This is a genomic window from Bacteroides sp. RTP31139st1_H2_RTP31139_211217, assembly GCF_040227615.1.
GTDB lineage: Bacteria > Bacteroidota > Bacteroidia > Bacteroidales > Bacteroidaceae > Bacteroides > Bacteroides uniformis.
In genome coordinates this window covers 1-21542 of sequence record NZ_JBCNZM010000007.1, presented here as the reverse complement: position 1 = coordinate 21542, position 21542 = coordinate 1, and the positions used below count along the sequence as shown (strand labels likewise).

11 protein-coding genes are annotated in these 21542 nt (G+C 47.6%); 7 read left to right on the top strand and 4 right to left on the bottom strand.

Going from position 1 to position 21542, the window contains the following annotated elements; all coding sequences use genetic code 11:
• The first annotated feature begins 39 nt into the window (after nt 1–39).
• Nucleotides 40–1989 (top strand): alpha-L-arabinofuranosidase C-terminal domain-containing protein, encoded by a 1950-nt coding sequence (locus ABUA47_RS01995; RefSeq protein ID WP_005830131.1) that lies wholly within the window; start codon nt 40–42, stop codon nt 1987–1989.
• A gap of 177 nt (nt 1990–2166) precedes the next feature.
• Nucleotides 2167–5262, top strand: a complete 3096-nt coding sequence (locus tag ABUA47_RS01990) for a glycoside hydrolase family 2 TIM barrel-domain containing protein (RefSeq protein ID WP_347774354.1) — start codon at nt 2167–2169, stop codon at nt 5260–5262.
• Between the two features lie 125 nt (nt 5263–5387).
• Here ABUA47_RS01990 and ABUA47_RS01985 read toward each other — a convergent pair whose 3' ends face one another.
• Nucleotides 5388–5966 (bottom strand): DNA-3-methyladenine glycosylase I, encoded by a 579-nt coding sequence (locus ABUA47_RS01985; RefSeq protein ID WP_349831396.1) that lies wholly within the window; start codon nt 5964–5966, stop codon nt 5388–5390.
• 137 nt (nt 5967–6103) lie between these two features.
• Here ABUA47_RS01985 and ABUA47_RS01980 point away from each other — a divergent pair, with 137 nt between their 5' ends.
• Nucleotides 6104–7324 carry an ATP-binding protein gene (locus ABUA47_RS01980; protein WP_005830138.1) on the top strand — a complete coding sequence of 407 codons (1221 nt, stop codon included), beginning with the start codon at nt 6104–6106 and terminating at the stop codon, nt 7322–7324.
• Here ABUA47_RS01980 and ABUA47_RS01975 read toward each other — a convergent pair.
• Both ABUA47_RS01975 and ABUA47_RS01970 read right to left on the bottom strand, forming a co-directional pair.
• Nucleotides 7321–9414, bottom strand: coding sequence for a BT4734/BF3469 family protein (locus tag ABUA47_RS01975; protein WP_057255792.1), 2094 nt, complete (start codon nt 9412–9414; stop codon nt 7321–7323). The genes ABUA47_RS01980 and ABUA47_RS01975 overlap by 4 nt on opposite strands.
• A 572-nt stretch (nt 9415–9986) precedes the next feature.
• Nucleotides 9987–10427, bottom strand: coding sequence for a DUF6078 family protein (locus ABUA47_RS01970; protein ID WP_005830148.1), 441 nt, complete (start codon nt 10425–10427; stop codon nt 9987–9989).
• A 156-nt stretch (nt 10428–10583) separates the two neighbouring features.
• Between ABUA47_RS01970 and ABUA47_RS01965 the strand changes: the two genes are divergently transcribed.
• From ABUA47_RS01965 to ABUA47_RS01950, 4 genes are all read left to right on the top strand, one after another.
• Entirely contained in the window at nt 10584–14720 is a 4137-nt protein-coding gene (locus ABUA47_RS01965; RefSeq protein WP_349824379.1) for a two-component regulator propeller domain-containing protein, read from the top strand.
• Between the two features lie 166 nt (nt 14721–14886).
• Complete coding sequence (locus ABUA47_RS01960) at nt 14887–18165, top strand: SusC/RagA family TonB-linked outer membrane protein (RefSeq protein WP_005833257.1); 3279 nt, start codon at nt 14887–14889, stop codon at nt 18163–18165.
• Between the two features lie 23 nt (nt 18166–18188).
• Entirely contained in the window at nt 18189–20246 is a 2058-nt protein-coding gene (locus ABUA47_RS01955) for a RagB/SusD family nutrient uptake outer membrane protein (RefSeq protein WP_035449347.1), read from the top strand.
• A 98-nt stretch (nt 20247–20344) separates the two neighbouring features.
• On the top strand, nt 20345–21496 hold the full coding sequence (locus ABUA47_RS01950) for a glycoside hydrolase family 43 protein (protein ID WP_035449150.1): 1152 nt from the start codon (nt 20345–20347) through the stop codon (nt 21494–21496).
• Here ABUA47_RS01950 and ABUA47_RS01945 read toward each other — a convergent pair.
• Nucleotides 21456–21542 (bottom strand): DNA-3-methyladenine glycosylase I (locus ABUA47_RS01945; protein WP_195508250.1); only part of this gene is annotated, 87 nt, incomplete at its 5' end. The two genes, ABUA47_RS01950 and ABUA47_RS01945, sit on opposite strands and share 41 nt — an antisense overlap.

The following is a 21542-nucleotide window of genomic DNA, read 5'->3' as shown; positions in this document are numbered from 1 at the left end:
TAATTTAGCTTATGCTATCGTTATAAACAGATTAAAACCATGAAAAGACTTTTATTTCTATTGACATTGTTCGTTGTTCTTGGCATGCAGGCGCAACAGCATGTGATGACTGTTGATGTATCAAAACCGACGGCTCGGATAAATCCTGCCATGTATGGAATCTTCTTCGAAGACATTAATTTCGGTGCGGACGGTGGTTTGTATGCCGAACTGGTAAAGAACCGCTCTTTTGAGTTCCCGCAGCCGCTGGTGGGGTGGATACCTTTCGGCGAGGTGACGGTACAGGACGAGCGGCCCTGCTTCGACCGCAATCCGCATTATGTGCGCATTACCAATGACGGCTGTCTTTTGCGTGCCGGACTGGATAATGAAGGTTATCGTGGCATCGGCCTGAAAAAAGGAGAAGATTACCGTTTCTCCGCCTATGTCCGTACGCCGGATACCAAACCAATGAAGCTTTCCGTCGAACTGGTGAATTCCAACGGAGAGAATCTCCTGAAGAAGGAACTGGAAGTGAAAGGCAGTGAATGGCAGAAGCTGACGGCTGTGCTGAAAGCTCCTTTTACCGATGTTCGCTCGCGTCTGCGTGTTGTGTTGCAGACGGAGGGTACGGTAGATATGGACCACATCTCTCTCTTCCCGGTGAACACTTGGAAGAAGCGTGAGAATGGATTGCGTGCCGACTTGGTACAAGCCCTCTATGACCTCAATCCCGGAGTATTCCGTTTTCCCGGCGGTTGTATCATCGAAGGCAACAGCCTTGCCACCCGTTATCAATGGAAGAATTCCGTGGGTCCGGTAGAGAACCGTCCTTTGAACGAAAATCGCTGGAACTATACATTCAAGCATAAAGCTTTCCCGGATTATTTCCAGAGTTACGGACTTGGCTTTTACGAATATTTCCTGCTGAGTGAAGACCTCGGTGCAGAGCCTCTGCCGGTACTGAGCTGCGGGCTGTCCTGCCAATACGAAAGCAACGAAGTGGTTCCCCTTGGAGAACTCGGCCCGTACGTGCAGGATGCCCTCGACCTCATCGAGTTTGCCAACGGTGCTGCAACCTCCAAGTGGGGAAAGGTGCGTGCCGATATGGGACATCCCGAACCGTTCGGTCTGAAAATGATTGCCATCGGCAATGAACAGTGGGGGGAAGTCTATCCCGAGCGTCTGGAAGTGTTCACGAAAGCCATCCGTGCGGAATATCCCGATATGCAGATTGTAGGTTCTTCCGGTCCGAGTGCAGATGGGGACAAGTTCGATTACCTATGGCCCGAAATGAAACGCATCGGGGTGGATTTGGTGGACGAGCATTATTATATGGCTCCCGACTGGTTCTTTGCCAATGCTGCCCGCTATGATGACTATGACCGTAAAGGACCGAAAGTCTTTGCCGGTGAATATGCATCGCATGACCACCCCACCGGGAAAGCCAATAATTTCTTGGCGGCACTGTCCGAAGCAGCTTTTATGACGGGACTGGAACGTAATGCCGATGTGGTGCGCCTGGCTACCTATGCTCCGTTGTTTGCCCATGTGGATGCCTGGCAGTGGAATCCCGATTTGATTTGGTTCGACAATCTCCGTATGATGCGGACTCCCAACTATTACGTACAGCAGATGTACGGTATGAATGCCGGAACAGATGTGCTGAACCTGCAAATGGACGGAAAACCCGTGACGGGGCAGGACAGCCTTTATGCATCGGCAGTGCTGGATGCTCCTACGGGAGAAGTAATTCTGAAGCTTGTCAATGCGGGCAGCAGATCGGAGAAGGTACAGATAGAGTTCAGCGGATTGAAGAAGCGGCAGCTTGTCTCGGGTTCCTGCACCTATTTGCAAAGTGATGACTGGAAAGCCAAGAATACACTGGAGCAGGAGGCTATTGTTCCACGTATTCGTCCGGTGGAGGTGGCTTCCCGTTCTCTGAGCCTGGAGCTTCAGCCCCGTTCGTTCGGAGTCTATCGTTTGCGGATAAGTACTCAATCAAAATAAATTCCCATTTAGTCACCTATTTAATTATGTGAACTAGTTATGAACACTTATTTAAAGAATTAAATTCAGCCTTTTTTGAACGATTATTCTTCCTTTTAATTATAGGATAGGCGTATCTTTGTGACGGCATACCGGTTCTGCTTGTATGCCGTTGCTAATTTTTATAAACTATTTACCATGAAGAAACATTTCATTACCGGACTGCTTGCGACTTTTGCCATTGCCGCAAGCGCACAGTCTTTCACTGAATGGCAAAACCCTGAAGTAAATGCCGTGAACCGTGCTCCGATGCACACCAACTATTTTGCCTATGAGTCGGCAGATGCTGCGGCTCGTGGAGCAAAAGAACATTCTTCCAATTACATGACTCTGAACGGTATCTGGAAATTCTTCTGGGTGAAGAATGCCGATGCCCGTCCCACGGATTTCTGGAAAGTGGGGTTCAACGACAAGGGATGGAGCGATATGGCCGTTCCCGGTATGTGGGAACTGAACGGTTTCGGCGACCCTATCTACGTGAATACCGGATATGCCTGGCGCAATCAGTTCAAGAACAATTCACCGCAGGTGCCAACGGAGAATAACAATGTAGGTTCCTACCGTCGTGAGATTGTAATACCTGCCGACTGGAAGAGTAAGGACATCATTGCTCATTTCGGTTCCGTGACTTCCAATATGTATTTGTGGGTAAACGGCAAGTACGTAGGTTATAGTGAGGACAGCAAACTGGAGGCTGAATTCAACCTGACACCCTACTTGAAGCCGGGACAAAAGAATCTGATAGCCTTTCAGGTATTCCGCTGGTGTGACGGGACGTATCTGGAAGACCAGGACTTCTTCCGTTATAGCGGTGTAGGGCGCGATTGCTACTTGTATGCCCGTGACAAGAAGCGCATTCAGGACATCCGTGTCACTCCCGATTTGGATACTGCTTATAAGAACGGTTCCCTGAAAGTACAGCTTGATGTGAAGGGTGGCGGCAATATCAGTCTTGAACTGCTGGACGCTGCCGGAAAACAGGTGGCTACAGCTGTCGCCAAAGGTAACGCTACTGCCTTGATAAATGTGGAGAATCCTCATAAGTGGACGGCAGAAACGCCCTACTTGTATACCCTGCGTGCCACTTTGCAAGGCAGCAGTGAAGTGATTCCCGTAAAGGTGGGCTTCCGAAAGATAGAGCTGAAAGGAAGTCAGATACTTGTCAACGGCCAGCCCGTTCTCTTCAAGGGAGCCAACCGCCACGAGATGGATCCGGACGGTGGTTACGTCATTTCTCGCGAACGCATGATTCAGGATATTCAGGTGATGAAGCAGTTCAACCTGAATGCCGTGCGCACCTGCCACTATCCCGACAATAATCTCTGGTACGACCTCTGCGACCAATATGGTATTTACGTAGTGGCCGAAGCCAATATCGAATCCCACGGAATGGGTTATGGGGAAGAGACACTTGCCAAACGTGAGGACTATAGGAAAGCACATATGGAGCGTAACCAGCGCAATGTGCAGCGTAGCTTCAATCATCCCAGCATCATTTTCTGGTCTTTGGGCAACGAAGCCGGCTATGGCGCTAATTTCGAAGCTGCCTACGATTGGATAAAGGCTGAAGACCCGAGCCGTGCCGTACAATATGAACAAGCCGGTAAAACAGGCAAGACAGACATCTATTGCCCGATGTATTATGGCTATGACGGATGTAAGAAATACAGTGAGGATGATTCTATGACAAAGCCCCTGATTCAGTGCGAATATGCTCATGCGATGGGAAACTCGCAAGGAGGTTTTAAAGAATATTGGGATTTGGTGCGTAAATATTCCAAATTCCAAGGTGGCTTTATTTGGGATTTTGTTGATCAGTCTGTACGTTGGACAGGAAAAAACGGTAAGATGATTTATGCCTACGGCGGTGACTTTAACCGTTTTGATGCCAGCGACGGTAACTTCTGCGATAACGGTCTTATCAGCCCCGACCGTGTGCCCAATCCCCACATGTATGAGGTAGGCCGTATCTATCAGGACATCTGGACTACTCCGGCCGACTTGAAGAACGGCGAAATCAATGTGTTCAATGAATACTTCTTCCGTGATCTTTCTGCCTATTATATGGAGTGGGAGGTACTGAAAGGCGGTAAGGTGATACGGACCGGTCGTGTGGATAATCTGAATGTAGCTCCCCAACAGACAGCCAAAATCAAGTTGGACTTGGGCAAGACTTGCCAATGCACCGAGTGGTTGCTGAATGTTTCCTATAAGCTGAAGAACCGTGAAGGATTGCTTTCCGCCGGACATGTAGTGGCAAAAGACCAGTTGACGCTCAATCCTTACCAAGCTCCTTCCATGGAATTGAAGAACTGCGAACAGAGCAATATCGAGATGACGGCTCCCCAAGTACAGGATAACGATTGGAACTACCTCATCGTCTCCGGTGATGCTTTCCGTGTAGAAATCAACAAGCACAACGGTTATCTGACTAAGTACGAAGTGAATGGCCGGGATATGATTAAAGACGGCGAGGCTTTAAAACCAAACTTCTGGCGTGCGCCTGTTGACAACGACTACGGTGCCAATCTGCAACGCAAATATATCGCTTGGAAGAATCCGGAAATCAAACTGACCTCTTTCAAACAGCGCACGGAGAACAATCAGGTGATTGTAGAATCTGCTTACGACATGCCGGGTGTTTCAGCTAAGCTGAACCTTGTTTATGTCATCAACAATGCCGGTGCCGTCAAGGTGACCCAGAAGCTGACTGCCGACAAGAATGCCAAAGTATCGAACATGTTCCGTTTCGGTCTGCAGATGCCTATGCCGCGCAGCTTTGAAACCGTTGAATACTATGGACGCGGTCCGGTTGAAAACTATATTGACCGTAATCATTGCGCCGACTTAGGCATTTATCGCCAAAGTGTGGCTGAGCAGTTCTATCCCTACATCCGTCCGCAGGAAAATGGAACAAAGACCGATATTCGTTGGTGGAAGATGTTGGATCAGTCTGGTAATGGCATCAAGATTGTGGCGGCCGCTCCCTTCTCCGCATCTGCCTTGCACTATACCATCGAGTCTTTAGATGAAGGCTGGAGCAAAGAGCAAGGACACTCGCAAGAGGTGGATGAAGCTGATTTGACTAATCTCTGTATCGACAAGGTGCAAGCTGGTCTGGGTTGCGAAGACAGTTGGGGACGTATAGCCCGTCCGGAATACCTGGTGCCATACGCTGATTATGAGTTTACGTTCATCCTTTTTCCCGTATGCCATAGTATCGGAATAGAATAACATTTCTTCTCAGTGTATTACATACTGAGAAACAGATTTTATAACACTGAAGCGGTCGCCTTTCCGATGGGGGAGGGTGACCGCTTTGTGTTGATGTTTTGCTTGCTTCTGTATATTTCTTTGTTTTATTGTTTCTGATTTCGGCAAATGCAATCCGTCAGATGGTCGTTGATAAACCCCGAAGCTTGCAGATGGGCATAGCAAATGGTAGAGCCGAAGAACTTGAATCCCCGTTTTTTCATGTCTTTGCTCATGGCATCTGATTCGGGAGATGATACCGGAATCTCACTCAATGACTGAAAATGATTGATAATGGGGTTCCGGTCGGGGAAGAAGGATAGCGTATAGTTGTAAAAGCTGCCGAATTCTTTCTGTATGACAAGAAACTGCTTTGCATTGGTGATGGTCGACTTGATTTTCAGACAGTTTTTCACGATGCCGTCAAAGTGCATCAGCCGTTCCACGTCTTCGTCGGTCATTTGCGCCACTTGCGCGGCATCGAAATTGCAAAAGGCTTTGCGGTAGCCTTCCCGCTTTTTGAGGATGGTTATCCAGCTCAGTCCCGCCTGGGCACTTTCCAATACAAGAAACTCGAATAGTGTCTTGTCGTCTGTTACCGGTTTTCCCCACTCTTCATCGTGGTATTTCACATACAGCTCGTCGGTTCCGCACCAGCCGCAACGTCCGTTTATAATGTCTTGCATAAGCGTTATTTTTGTAATGAGGTGCTAAGGTAGTGCTTTCATTCCGAATAAACAAATCTATCTATTCTAAATGGATAGATTTGTTTATTCAGAATGGAATGTTTATATTTGTATCTGAATATAAATGACATAGCCCTATGATAAGCAAATCGGATATAGTAGAAGCCATACGTGTGCAACGTGAACGGTTGAGGAAATTTCAAAGTTTCCGACGTGACCTATTGTTGTCTTTACCTCCCTTGGTAGCAGACTATGCACTGATTATATCTGGTATTCGCCGTTGTGGTAAGAGTACATTGCTGGCACAATTATCGGTGGATAGATACAAGCCGGAAGAGGTGCTCTCCTTGAATTTTGATACCCCTTTACTGTATGGATTTGAATTCAGTGATTTCCGTATAGTGGATGAAGTTATTAAGGAACATGAAGGGTGTATCGCTCTTCTTTTTGACGAAATACAGATTGTTGATGGTTGGGAGGTGTATATTCGGGGCAAGTTGGATGAAGGGTTTTATGTGGGAATCACCGGCTCCAATGCTTCGATGTTGAGTCGTGAATTGGGCACGAAGTTGACAGGAAGACATATTACGAAAGAACTGTTCCCTTTTTCGTATGCTGAATATTGCGGTTTTACGGGTAAGACTATCGGTGACAGTTCCTTGTACGACTATCTGCATCAGGGTGGCTTCCCTCAATACTTGCAACTGGATGATCAGGATGTTCTGACGGATTTAGTCAATGATATAGTATATCGTGATATTGCCGTGAGATATAATATACGTGATGACCACTCTTTGAAAAGTCTCTTGGCCTATTTGATGGGGAATGTGGGCAATCTGGTGTCTGCTACAAAACTGAAACAGATACTGGGAATGAAAAGTACTTCTACTGTGTCTGATTATTTCTCTTATTTCGAACAGACTTACTTGATAAACTTTGTTCCGAAATTTTCATATTCATATAAAGCGCAACTGTTGAACCCGAAGAAAGTGTATTGTGTGGACAATGGTGTTGTATTTGTCACCTCTCCATCTTTCACCCGTGATGAGGGTCGGAGGCTGGAGAACATGGTTTTTGCGGAATTGCGTCGCCGTTATTCTGAGATATTCTATTATAATGAGAACCGGAAGGAATGCGACTTTATAGTTGTACGCAATTCTGTGCCCCAGCTTGCCATCCAGGTATGCTATGCCTTGACCGCAGAAAACCGGAAAAGGGAAGTAGATGGCTTACTGGATGCCTTGTCTTTCTTCAAGATGGGGCATGGACTGATACTCACTTATAACCAACATGACAAATTTTCCGTAGGAGATAAAACGATAGAAGCATTGCCGGTGTCTGAATATTTTAAAGACTAATCTTCTTGTCTCTTGCACTCCACCACATGATACAGCGTGCCGAACCGTGTTCTGCGGGACGGCACTTCATGTTTCTGCAGTATCCTTCCGAATACATTCACTCTCTTGGTGGACAGCGGGATGGCGCTGTACCGGCGCAGGCGGTTCAGTATTTCGGCAGACGACAGCCATTCTCCCTCCTCGTCATTTCCGGCAACGCGGAAATAGTGGTAGAACAGTTGCTCTTCGGGCGGTATCTGTTCGAAATCGTGGTTGTTTTCCGTCATAATCCGTTCGTCCGACTGGTCGAACCAATAGCGTTCGCCGTGGTCCAGTTCGTGCATGGCCTGGGCATAAAGCTGGTTGTAGTCTATCGGGCGGTTGGTGTCTATTGCTTCCGTCACTTCTATGCAGATGAACCGGCGACTGCCGCTGGGGTCGGTCAGCAAGTCCTTCTGGTTGCTGGTGGCGATGAACGAGGCATATCGGCGCATCTCGAGCACGGCATTGGCGTATGGCTTGCGCACGTTGACCACCGGCTTCTGGAGGATATGTTTCAGGAATCCTTGCTGGGTGCTGCTTATCTGGTCGAATTCATCGATGTTGATGAGCGCAAAACGGTTGAGGTAAAGTTCGGCGTCGCGCTTGCGCGAGAAGTCGATGCTGTCCGTATAATAGGCACGCAGCTCGGGCGGGACGATGCTTCGGCAAAAGGTGCTTTTGCGGGTGCCTTGTGCACCTACCAATAAGGGGGAGACGCTGTTGGCATATTTCTTGTCGGTATTGCCGCGCCAGTGTGCCACCATGTTGAGAAACCAGCGGTGGAACAGTTCGGCCCAGTACGGGTTGTTGCAGGGTACTGTCCGGGCGAGTGCCAGGATACGGTCTTTCCCGTCCCAGTGCGGAAGGTCGTACAGATAATCTTCCAGCGGATTGAATACCGGGATGCGGTTGGAGTAGATATATCGGCTGATGTCCCTATCCCACAGGGGAATGCCTTCGCTCTGTGCGTCGAGGGCAATGCTGTTCAGCGTGCGCTTGTCGATGGGGGAGAAGCGGAAACGGAACGAGTGGCGTTCACGGTATTCCACCTCACCCACTTGGGTGTTGTAGCGGAAGTCGTAGCGGCGTTTCATGAACTCGTCCGTCTGTATGGCAAGTCTTTGCTCTTTGCTGAGGCTGCTTTGGGTATTGAAGCCTTTGTTCTCTTGGTAAACGCTTCTTATAATCTGCCGGATGACAGTCTCTTTTTGGCGTAGATAATAATGGAAATAGGTACGCTTCACGGTCTCTTCTTCGGGGATGCCCGAACGGAAACAGTTCTCGGCAAGGCGCACGGTCAGGGAGTGCAGGCTGTTGTCGGCACCGGCACCCGTCGCTTCGGCGAAAGTCTTCTGCAAGGCGGCCTCAAACAGCATGATGATGGCTTCTTCGGCTTCATATCCCGGCACGGCGCGCGTCAGGGGTGACTTCTCGTCTTGCAGGGCTTCCCGATAGGTGGTTTCGTCGGGCATGGAGACGGGCTGTGCAAGATAGAACTGTATGGAGTCCGGGCGGTACATGGCTTCGGGGTCGAAGGAGAGGCGGGAGTACTGTTCCAGCTTGGGCTCTTTCAGCAGAATGTCGAAAGGCAGTTGGGGCTGGTAGCATTTCACGGCAAGGCGGTAGGCATGGGCGTGGAACACCTCGGCTTCTTCCCGTTTGCCCGGCAGCGAGTTGTTCGGACGGGTGAAGGTAGTCCAAATCTTTACAGTCCGTCCGCTGGAACCGGTGAATACGAGCCGCGTCTGGGGCTGTTCCCAGGCAAGACGTTTCACAAGGGCTATTTCGGACTTGCCGGAAAGCGGGCCTACGGTCAGTTCCACGATGCCGTTGTAGGTTTTCATCTGGCAAACACCGTTCGTCTTGCGGAATTCGGCTGCCGGGAGTACTTTGGGCAGTCGGTCTGCCTCGTTGCAGCGCTTGCCGGGCAAGCAGTATCGCAGTTGCTGGCGGAAAGTGGATACGGGCTGGGTTTTGGTCTCCGTTTTGATTTTCTGTAGGAAGGTGTCTAAGTCTGTCGTGCTCAGTGTCAGATTCCCGTCTTTTTCTCTCAGTTGGGTGATTTTCATTTCTATTTTTTGTTTTGTCACATGCAGGCAAAATGGTTTGCTTACAGTGTACTAAGGTACGACAATCAGGCTCTTTTTGCAAGTGATTCCATGCTTTTTTAGGTCGATTCCAGCGTTTTTCTGTGGAAAATCTGATGTTTTGAGTCGAAAAAGCAGGTGATTTGGGATGCTTTGTGCAGACTTCCACGCTGGTTTTGCTTGTCGGAACAATAGTTTCCGGCTATTGAAACAAAAGGTTTTACTTGTTGAAACCAATGGTTTTCCTAAGGGAAACTCTTAGTTTCTCTTGTTGAAACTTTTGTTTTAGAAGGTTGAAACCAATAGTATTTGCTTAAGAAACTAAAAGTTTCATACTGAGAACTAGGCATATAGCACTATTCTGTGGTGAATGAAGTAAGTATCGGATACTGCTTTTGTTATGGCGTGATGGATGGTTGTGAAGATTTTTATCTATCACGGGTATCTTTCACGCTTTAATCGGTTTATAATCAAAAGGATATCCCCCTCTGCGTGATAGCATGACAGATGTTTTTCAAAAATAAACTTTGTAAGAGCTGAGCTGTCCGGATGCTTCAATCGTTGTAGCTGTATTCTTCGCTGTATCTCTCGAATTTCGGTTCTTCGGCAATTCCGTATTGTTTGAAAACCTGACGGATATATGCTTGTGCCTTTGGAAACAAGCCTTGTTCCTGGCGGTAAAAGCGATAATAGGTGGTCTTGCCAAAGTGTCCTACAAGCTGGTTCCTCATCGGGGCTGCACATTTGTGGGGTACATTGTCCAGCAGGTGCCGGATGCCCCATGCAACCCGGCACTTCAGGGCTTTCCGGAAATGAGGGCAGTTGGTGGTATCGGCAGGGATACAGTTCGGATTGATGATGCTTAAAGTAGGACATTGCGAGGTGCAATTGGTAGCAGCCAAGTGGTGCAGGCATTCTTCCTTATGGACGCACTGGCTGTTGAAGCAATGTGCAAAGCCATAAGGCACAGACTGGTAGTCGAATTTATTTTCCATATGTTGTTTGCTTGTCTACGGTTAGGGTGTAGAACACGGCTGTAAAGGTAAGGAATAAAGCCTTGTTTGAAGTATTTGCAGACAAAAAAAGAGCATAATTCTTCTTTAAAGTGAGCTGAACTTGCTATATTTGTCATAATTCCTAATATCTGGTATATGAAAAATAGAGTAAGTTTTTTTTGTTTGCATACGTGTCTTCTCCTGTTCAGCTTTTGGACAATGTATCCTGCCTTGGGGCATGCGGCTGATGGGAATGTTATTTCCCGTTTGAAGTTCAAGCAGATTTCTACATTAGACGGATTACCGACGGATGAGGTCCAGAAAATATATCAGGATAAGGAAGGTTTTTTGTGGTTTGCTACCCGGTATGGTTTCTGTAAATACGACGGTTACCAGATTACTGTCTATAAATCGAGCTTGAATACTCCCGGTTTGTTGACCAGTAACAACATTTATTGTTTTGCCGATGACAATGACGGCTTCTTGTGGATTGGTACACAAGAGGGGTTGAACACACTCAATAAGAAAACCGGAGAAATCCGTCAATATACTGCGCCTGCCATTCCAAACAATGCGGTCTCATGCCTGTTGGTCACCCGGGAAAATGAGGTATGGATTGGTACGGATTCTGGCTTATGCCGGTATGTGGCAGAGAAGGACTCCTTCGTGATGTATGACGGCAAGTCCACCGATGGTATATTTCCCGCAGCTTCCATCAAATCGTTGTTCGAGGACTCGGATGGGGATTTGTGGGTCGGTACCTGGTCCAGTGGTCTTTTTCGTTATTCCCGGAAGGAGGATAAATTCTATGCATATCCCAAAATCAATGAACGGAACTCGGCACATGTTATCTATCAGGATTCAAACCGGAAAATGTGGGTCGGTGGCTGGGATTGCGGATTATTTCTCTTGAATCACCCAAAGGATATGGCAAACGTGTCTTATACGCATTATTCGCATAGGATAGGGGATGATGCCAGCTTGTCGGACAATATTGTTTATGATATTGTGGAGGATGTACACACCCATACCTTGTGGATAGGGACCCGGGTGGGGCTGAGCATTATGAAGCAGGAGAATCCCGGTACATTCATTAATTACAAGTCGTTGCATTCGGCATATCATATACCTTGTGATGAAATAAATTCACTGTTGCGCGACCGCTTCAATAATATCTGGCTGGGTTCCATTGGCGGCGGTGTCCTGATGATAGACACGAAACAATCTCCGTTTGCTTTCTATTCTTTGAATCTGGCAGAGGATGACGTGCCTACTACTGCCGTCCGCGCTTTGTTTGCCGATGCAGATAAAGACCTTTGGCTGGGTACCGGAAGTTATGGGCTGGCACGCAAGGATTATGAAACCGGTGTGTTGTCGTTCTTTTCCCATATCCCGGAATTCTCGGATATTCCCGGTGTACCCACGGTCAATTACATTATTCAGCGTAAGAATGGAGAAGTATGGTTCGCTACCTATGACGGTGGTATCTTGATTTATGAGAAAGGAGAGAAAGTGAAGGTGCTGACTGAATCCGACACGCCTTATCTCTATTCGGATTGCGTTTCGGCCTTGTGTGAGGACAGTAAGGGGAATTGTTGGGTAGGCTGTCGCGGCGGTATGGGAATCAGTTTGGCCGATGGAGGGCATTATAGGTTCGGAACACTTTCTTTTGCCGGAGGCGGGTTGGCGGATTGGTATCATGTGAAGGATATTGTGGAGGATGCGGATGGCAGCTTCTGGATTGCGACAGCCAACTATGGAATTATACATATTATGGGGGATGTGCAGCATCCCGAAACGCTGAAATATAGTAACTATAGTTATAACAACGGCCAGCTGGCAACGAACTCGGTGTTGTGTTTGCATGTGGATAAATCGGGAAGGCTATGGGCCGGAACTGAGGGAGGAGGGTTGTATCTATATGATTATAAGGAAAATGTATTTACGGAAAAGAATCAGGAATATCAGCTGTTTGCCGACATGATAGGGTCTATAGAGGAAGACAGGCAAGGGTGTCTATGGATGGGGACCAATATGGGGCTGGTACAGCTTTTTGTACCGATGGACGAGAATTTGGCTACGGTCCGTGTCTATACGACAGCAGACGGTCTGCAGGATAACTTCTTCATATCACAGTCTTCTTGTAGTAGGGAGGGCGAGTTATTCTTTGGAGGAAATAAGGGTTATAACAGTTTCTTTCCTGCATCTCTGGAGAAAGACAATGAAGCCGTGCCTTATCTGATTACGGATATAAAAATCTTCAACCGTTCTTTTGCGGTATTGGAACCGGAGGTCAGAGAACGGATTTCTTCTGTCATGCCTTCGTTTACACGGAAGTTAGATCTGCCTTACGGATATAATAATTTCAGTATTGAATTCGCATCCCTTACTTATAAGAATCCCGGTTTAAATCGGTATGCCTATCAGCTTGTAGGTTTTGACAAGGATTGGCAATATACGGATGCCAACCGCCGTTTTGCCTATTATAATAATTTGAAGAGCGGTACTTATCGGTTCCGTCTGAAAGCCACCAATGAAAATGGCATTTGGAGTCAGGAAATCCGTGAACTTGAGGTGGTGGTATTGCCACCGTTCTGGGCTACATGGTGGGCTTATATCATTTATGCACTGATAGGGGCAGCTATTGTCTGCTTCATTCTCCGGACAGCAAAGAACAGGATGCAGCTGCGTAATGAGCTGCATCTTCGGGAGATGGAGAAGTCCAAACTGGAAGAACTGAATCATGCCAAATTGCAGTTCTTTACAAATATCACGCATGAACTGCTGACTCCGCTGACCATTATCTCGGCTACCGTCGATGAGTTGAAGATGCGGTTTCCCGGGCATGACGACCTTTATACGGTAATGGGTAGCAATATCAGCAGGCTCATCCGTCTGTTGCAGCAGATTCTTGAATTTCGTAAAGCAGAAACCGGCAATCTGAAGTTGCGTGTCTCTCCAGGAGATGTGGCGGCGTTTGTGAAAAATGAAGCCGAATCTTTCCTGCCGCTTGTCAAAAAGCGCAAGATACATTTCTCCGTACTCTGTAATCCGGAGTCGATTATCGGTTATTTTGATACGGACAAGCTGGACAAGATTCTCTACAACCTGCTTTCCAATGCCGCCAAATATAATAAGGAGGGTGGCTATATACAAGTCACGCTGATGTATGCCGAAGACAGGGACTTCGTCCGGTTGCATGTAAAGGATAATGGCAGTGGCATTTCAAAGGACAAGCAGAAGAGCCTCTTCAAGCGGTTCTACGAGGGGGATTACCGGAAGTTCAACACCATTGGTACGGGCATCGGCCTTTCTTTGGTAAAGGACTTGGTGGAGCTGCATGGAGGAAGCATTGAAGTGGAGAGCGAGGAAGGCCGGGGAACGGAATTCATCGTGACCTTGCCCGTAGACCGCTCTTACTTTAAGGAAGAACAGATTGATGAGGAAGCTGTACTTCCGGTACAGAAAACCGTTACCTATCTTGAAGAGGAGAATGCGGAGAATGTGGTTGCTGAAAAGCCCAAAGCTCATACCATACTGGTGGTGGAGGACAATGAGGAGCTTTTGCAGTTAATGGTCCGGCTGCTGAAACGTGAATACAATGTCCATACGGCCGAAAACGGTCAGGAGGCTGTGACTGTGCTTGACAATGAGGATATTGACCTGATTGTTTCGGACGTGATGATGCCCGTAATGGACGGCATCGAGTTTTGCAGGTGTGTGAAGAACAAGTTGGAACTCAGTCATATTCCCGTGATTCTTCTGACAGCCAAGAACAAGGAGGAAGACCGTGCCGAAGCTTATGAAGTGGGGGCGGATGCCTTTATCAGTAAACCGTTCAACCTGGCCGTGCTGCATGCACGCATCCGCAATCTGCTGAAATACAAAGAACGCAAGGCGCATGACTTTAAGAACCAACTGGTGTTCGAAATCAAGGAACTGGACTATACCAGCATTGATGAGGACTTCATGCAGCGTGCCATTGACTGCGTAAACCGCCATCTGGAAGATTCAGATTTCGACCAGCCCCAGTTTGTGGAGGAGATGGGCACCAGCAAGTCCACCCTTTACAAGAAACTGAAATCCCTGACGGGACTGAATACTTCTGCCTTTATCCGTAACATCCGTCTGAAAGCGGCCTGCCGCATTATGGAGGAGAAGGGGAGTTCTGTGCGTGTTTCCGATCTGGCGTATGCCGTCGGTTTTAATGACCCGAAATATTTCAGTTCTTGTTTCAAAAAGGAATTCGGCATGTTGCCGACGGAATATCAGGAACGCTTCATACAGTCATAGATCAAGTCAAATTATGCTTCAATTAGGTCGAATAACTAAAATTCTACCTCGTAGAAGCATTATTGGAGGTCTTCCTATCAGCATTCGCCTACATTTGCCATTGTTTTCACGGTTAAAATGAAGAGTGAAAGTGAAACAATTAATGTTTAATCTTAAAGTTTATACAATGAAAAGACAGAGATTCTTTGAAGGACTCGGGCTGAAAGTGTATGTCACTTTGGCCATTTGTATGGCCCTTCTGTTGAATGTTCAGTTCTTGAACGCACAGAGTTCGACAATCAATGTAAAAGGTGTGGTTAATGATGCGATGGGACCGGTGATTGGCGCCAGTGTAGTGGAGAAAGGGAATGCGACGAATGGAACAATTACCGACATTGACGGTAATTTCTCTTTGAAAGTCCCTTCGGATGCCACTTTGACAATCAGCTTTATCGGTTATAAGACGGTAGAGCTGCCGGTGGCTGGAAAAACATCCTTTACTGTGACTCTGAAAGAAGACAGCGAAATGCTGGACGAGGTGGTAGTGGTAGGTTTCGGCACGCAGAAGAAGGTGAACCTGACAGGTTCTGTGGGGCTGGCTACGGCGAAGGAAATTGAAGCACGTCCGGTAGCGAATGCCACGCAGGCATTGCAGGGCTTGGTACCGGGCTTGCAGATTACGACCAATACCGGTGAACTGGACAAGAATATGTCCATCAATATCCGTGGCAACGGTACCATCGGTGACGGCTCAAGCGGAAGTCCGCTGATTTTGATTGACGGTATGGAAGGTGACATCAATACGGTGAATCCGCAGGACATCGAGAATATTTCTGTATTGAAGGATGCTGCCGCTTCCTCTATTTATGGGTCGCGTGCACCGTTCGGTGTTATCTTGGTGACTACCAAGAAAGGCAAATCGGGCAAGCCGACTATCAACTACAACAACAGCTTCCGCTTCAACAGTCCGGTGAATCTGCCGGAGATGATGGACTCCTATACCTTTGCCAACTACTTCAATGAGGCTGCACGCAACGGTCAGGACAATGCCCAGTTCTCTGATACAGTGATGCAGCAGATGCTTGACTTCCAGGCTGCGGGAGGTACTAATCGTGGCGGTTTGCCTACTGATGGCAATGTATGGGGTAAACCGGCAGGCGACCCGTTTACTACGGCGTATGCCAATACTGACTGGTTTTCCGAAATCTACAAGGGCTCTTCCTTCTCGCAAGAACATAATTTCAGTGTAAGCGGTGGTGGTGACAAGTTCAATTATTATGCTTCATTGGGCTATCTGGATCAGAATGGTTTGCTCCGTCATGGTTCCGATGACTTGAAGCGCTATAATGCTACTGCCAAATTTGGTGCCGAGCTGACCAAATGGTTGAAGTTCAATTACAGCTTGCGTTATGTCCGTCAAGACCTTGGCCGTCCTACCAATTTTGGTGGCGGTTTGTATGAGAGAATCGGCCGTCAGACTTGGCCTAATCTTCCGGTTTATGATGAAAACGGCTATTATTTTAATGGTAATGCCGATACGCCGGCGATGTCACTTGCATTGGGTGGTGAGCGCGATGTGCAGACAGATAAGGTTTATCATCAAGCAAGCTTGGTATTCGAACCCGTGAAGAATTGGATTACCAATGTTGAGTTCAACTATAGTACCAATTCTATAGATACACGTGAAACCGGACTTCCTTACTATAACCACGATGTGAGTGGAAATATTGTGGATACGCAAGGAACCTCAAGTCTCTATCAAGACTACAAGAAAGAGAGCTACATGAACTGGAATATTTACTCCACTTATTCTCTTGCTATCAATGATGATCATAATTTTAAGGTAATGGGTGGTTTTCAGTCCGAAGAAATGCGCCAGAAGTTTTTTAGTGCCAAAGGATATGGTTTGCAGGTGGAAGACCTTCCGGAACTGGACTTGATATCGAATATTGACGGCGCCGGTAAGGATAAGGTGCCCGAGGTGGGTGGCTATCGTAATGAGTGGGCCACAGCGGGTTTCTTTGGCCGCTTGAACTATGATTATAAAGGTCGTTATCTGGCAGAGGCCAATTTGCGCTATGATGGTACCTCCCGCTTCCGCCGTGGCAATCGTTGGCAGTTGTCTCCCTCCTTCTCTTTGGGTTGGAACATTGCCCAGGAAAACTTCTGGGAAGATTTTGCGGATGTTTGCAATCAGTTGAAGTTCCGTTTCTCTTATGGTGAACTGGGGAATATGAATACAAACGGCTGGTATCCTACTTATCGTGCCATGACATTGAAGCAGGCAAACGGAAGCTGGCTGCAGAATGGACTGAAACCAAACACTGCTTATGTAGGCGACCTTATCAGTACAGCCTTGACTTGGGAGAAAGTGCGTACCTGGAATATCGGTCTTGACTGGGGGCTGTTCAACAACCGTCTGACCGGGTCATTCGATGCTTATATCCGTTATACGGACAATATGGTAGGTCCGTCTGTAGAGTTGCCCGCTACATTGGGTATTGCGACTCCCAAGACCAATAACTGTGACTTGAAGACGAAGGGTTGGGAACTTACCATCGGATGGCAGGACCGCACCAACTTCGGTATGGGCTATGGCATTAAGTTCAATGTTTCTGATGCACGTACTTATATAGACAGATACCCGGGTAACCCGACAAACTCAATCAATACTTATATCGCAGGCCGCGAGATTGGTGAAATCTGGGGCTTTGAAACCGTGGGAATTGCTAAGACAGATGATGAGATGCAGGCGCATCTGAATAAAGTGGGCGGACAAAGTGCCATCGGTTCCGGCGTTTGGACTGCCGGTGACATCATGTATGCCGACCAGGATGGAAAACCGGGCATCACCAAAGGTGCACAGACTTTGGAGGACCACGGTGACTTGAAGGTGATAGGCAACAATACTCCCCGTTATCATTTCGGTCTTGACTTGAATGCCAATTACAAGGGATTTGATGTTCGCCTCTTCTTCCAGGGAGTGATGAAGCGTGACTACTGGCAGGGTTCCAATATCTTCTGGGGCGTTGGCCAATGGGGTATGTGGTGGTCAACCGGTTTGAAGGAACACGAAGATTACTTCCGTGATGAACCCGTCGGGCTGGCCGGTCATGAGATTGCCGCCAATGTCAATTCATACTATGCGCGTCCGAGATTTGACAGTACCCAGAACCAGGAAACCCAAACCCGCTATCTGCAGGATGCGTCTTATATCCGTTTGAAGAACTTCCAGCTTGGCTACACATTGCCTGCTTCCATGATTCGCAAAATCGGTATCACCAACTGCCGCATCTTCGTATCGGGCGAGAATCTGTGGACGGGAACCAAACTGAGCAAGTTGTTCGATCCCGAAACCATCAGCGGTGGTAACACGGACAGCAATGCTTCTGCACCTATCAAGAGTGCCGGTAATGCATACCCGCTTTCAAGAACTTGGTCTTTTGGACTTAGCGTATCACTTTAATCCCATAAATAATGAAGAATATTATGAAATCGAATTATAGATATATTGTAAAAGCGTTCATGGCAATGGCAGTGATTGCCGGAACGACTTCCTGCGATGATTTTCTGGACAGAGAGCCGATGTCAAGCATTTCTCCCGAAACCTATTACTCCACTGCGGCCCAGTTGGAAGCCAATCTGAATGATGAATATCCCAATGTCCTTCCGTCATTCGGCCAGTGGACTTATGGCATCTTCGGTGAAGACAAAGGAACCGATAACCAGATAGAGGTGAATGCCAATGACCGCTATACCCAGGATCGCTGGAAAGTACCTCATAGCGAAAGTGACAATTGGAAGTTCGAACGCATCTATCGTATTAATTTCTTTTTGTCTGAAGCACTTCCCAAATTCGGTGAGGACATGAGCGGTTCACAAAATACAATTTCCGGGAGTGTAGCCACCATCAAGCACTATATCGGAGAAATGTACTTCCTGCGTGCTTACGAGTACTTTAAGAAGCTCCAGTTGTTCGGCGACTTCCCGATTATCAACCAACCGCTTGCCGATGAGATGGAAGCTCTCCGTGAAGCCAGCAAACGTTTTCCGCGTAATGAAGTGGCACGTTTCATCATTTCCGATCTTGACAAGGCTTATGCCTATATGAGTGATGTCGATATGGCGACGACGCGTATCAATAAGGATGCTGCGATGCTGGTTAAGTCACGTGTGGCACTGTTCGAGGCTACTTGGTTGCAGAATTTCAAGGGTACGGCATTCGTACCTGGTGGAGAAGGCTGGCCGGGGGCATCTCTTCACAACAATTATCAGTATCCGAGCGGAAACATTGATAATGAAGTGAAGTACTTCTTGGAACAGGCCGTAGAGGCTTCCAAACTTGTAGCAGATAAATACAAAGGGAGTTTGACGGAGAATACCGGTGTGTTGCAACAATCAGCTGATGACCCGTCAAATCCTTACTTTGATATGTTTGCACAAGAAGACCTTTCGGATGTGAAGGAAGTACTGTTGTGGCGCCAGTATGCCCGCGGACTCTCTACTCATAACATCAATGCCGCTGCCGGACGTGGTAATTACCGTATCGGTCTGACCCGTGGATTCGTACAGAATTTCCTGATGAAGGATGGTACTCCGGTTTATGCTCACGGTTCTTATGCGGATGGTGACGGCTATTATATGGGCGACAAGACGGTTGCTGATGTACGTGTAAACCGTGACCCGCGTCTCAGTATCTTCCTGAAAGAACCGGGACAGAAGAACATCCTTTTTGAAGTTGATAATAATGAAGGTACGGAAGTTGTGATGGAAGAGCCCTATCCGGCCATTACGAGTGGTGACGGTGAGCGTGGCTATGCTACCGGCTATGCATTGCGCAAGGGTGGTTCATTCAACCGTAAGTATTATGCCAATGGCGGTGGTTATACGGCAGCTGTATGTTTCCGTGCAGCTGAGGCTCTGCTGAATTATATGGAAGCAAGTTATCTGCTCAATGGAACGCTGGATGCTACGGCTCGTGAATATTGGACTGTACTTCGTCAACGTGCCGGCATCAGTACTGATTTTGACAAGACTATCGCTGCAACGGACATGAGCAAGGAGGCTGAAAATGATTGGGGAGCCTATACGGGTGGAAGTGTCATCTCTGACAAGACTCTGTATAATATCCGTCGTGAACGTCGTTGCGAGTTCCTGGCTGAAGGTCTTCGCTACATGGACTTGTGCCGTTGGCGTTCTATGGACCAACTGATGACTGCTCCCAGCCATCTGGAAGGTATGCATTTGTGGAATACTCCGATGGAGGACTGGTATTTGGATGATAATGGAAAATCCATTTTGGTTGCTGACGGGACAGACAAAGCTAATGTCTCATCGAAAGACAAGAGTGAGTATCTCCGTCCGTTCGAGAGAAGCAGCAACCAGTCTGCCTATAACGGCTGTACTTGGAAGATGGCACACTATTTGAATCCTATCATGATCAAGCAGTTCCAGTTGACAGCCACTTCGGGAGCGGATGTATCGACTTCCATTCTTTACCAGAATCCTTATTGGCCGGTGGTAGCTGACCAGCCGGCTGAGAAATAAAGGCATTTTTCAATAGGTATTTGATTTAGGGGGTAGGATACACTTTCTGGTGAGAAGGCGTCCTGCTCCCTTCTTTATAAATAGAAACAAGACAGAGTATGACTAATTTTAATTTCAAGTTTTTAGGGGCATGGTTGGTTATCGTAGCGTCAATCACCGGTCTGCAGGCACAAAATGATTCCACCTTAAAGGGAAAGGACGAAATGGTTCCGGCCGGAGTGTGGAACGATGTAAACGGGGAGTATATTAATGCACACGGTGGTGGTATACTGTTATTTGACAGTAAATATTATTGGTTCGGTGAACACCGTCCGGCAAAGGGATTCTCTACGGAAGTGGGAGTAACTTGCTACTCTTCTACCGATTTATGTAACTGGAGATACGAGGGGGTGGCCTTGTCTGTATCGGAAGAAGCGGGCAATGAAATAGAGAAAGGCTGTATTATGGAACGTCCCAAGGTGATTTACAACAAAAGGACGAAGAAATTTGTCATGTGGTTTCATTTGGAGCTGAAGGGTAAAGGCTATGAGGCTGCCCGTGCGGGAGTGGCTGTCAGTGATTCTCCGACGGGACCTTATCGTTTTGTTTCTTCGAGTCGTGTCTGCCCTGGAATATTTCCGCTGAATATGACGGAGGAAGAACGGGACATGCAGTGGAATATGGAACAGTTTGAAGAATGGTGGACACCCGAGTGGAGAGAGGCTGTAAATAAGGGGTTGTTCGTGAAGCGTGACTTGGAGGGCGGACAGATGTCCCGTGACATGACATTGTATGTTGACGATGATGGGATAGCTTATCATATCTACTCTTCGGAAGAGAATCTGACCTTGCAAATAGCCGAACTGACAGATGACTATCAAGGACATTCCGGAAAATATGTCCGTCTCTTTCCGGGGGGACACAATGAGGCACCGGCTATCTTCAAGAAAGACGGCACTTACTGGATGATAACTTCCGGTTGTACCGGCTGGGCGCCCAATGCGGCGCGTCTGTTCTCGGCTCCTTCCATCTGGGGACCGTGGAAACAGCATCCCAATCCCTGCCAGGGCGAGGGAAGTGAGCGGACTTTCGGCGGTCAAAGCACTTACATTTTGCAGCTTCCCGGCAACCGCTACCTTTTCATGGCCGATATTTGGCGGCCCAAGAGCCTAATGTATTCGGGATATCTCTGGATTCCGGTCCGGTTTGATGAAGAGGGGATGCCTTATCTTACCCTTTCCGGCAAATGCAATCCGTCAGATGGTCGTTGATAAACCCCGAAGCTTGCAGATGGGCATAGCAAATGGTAGAGCCGAA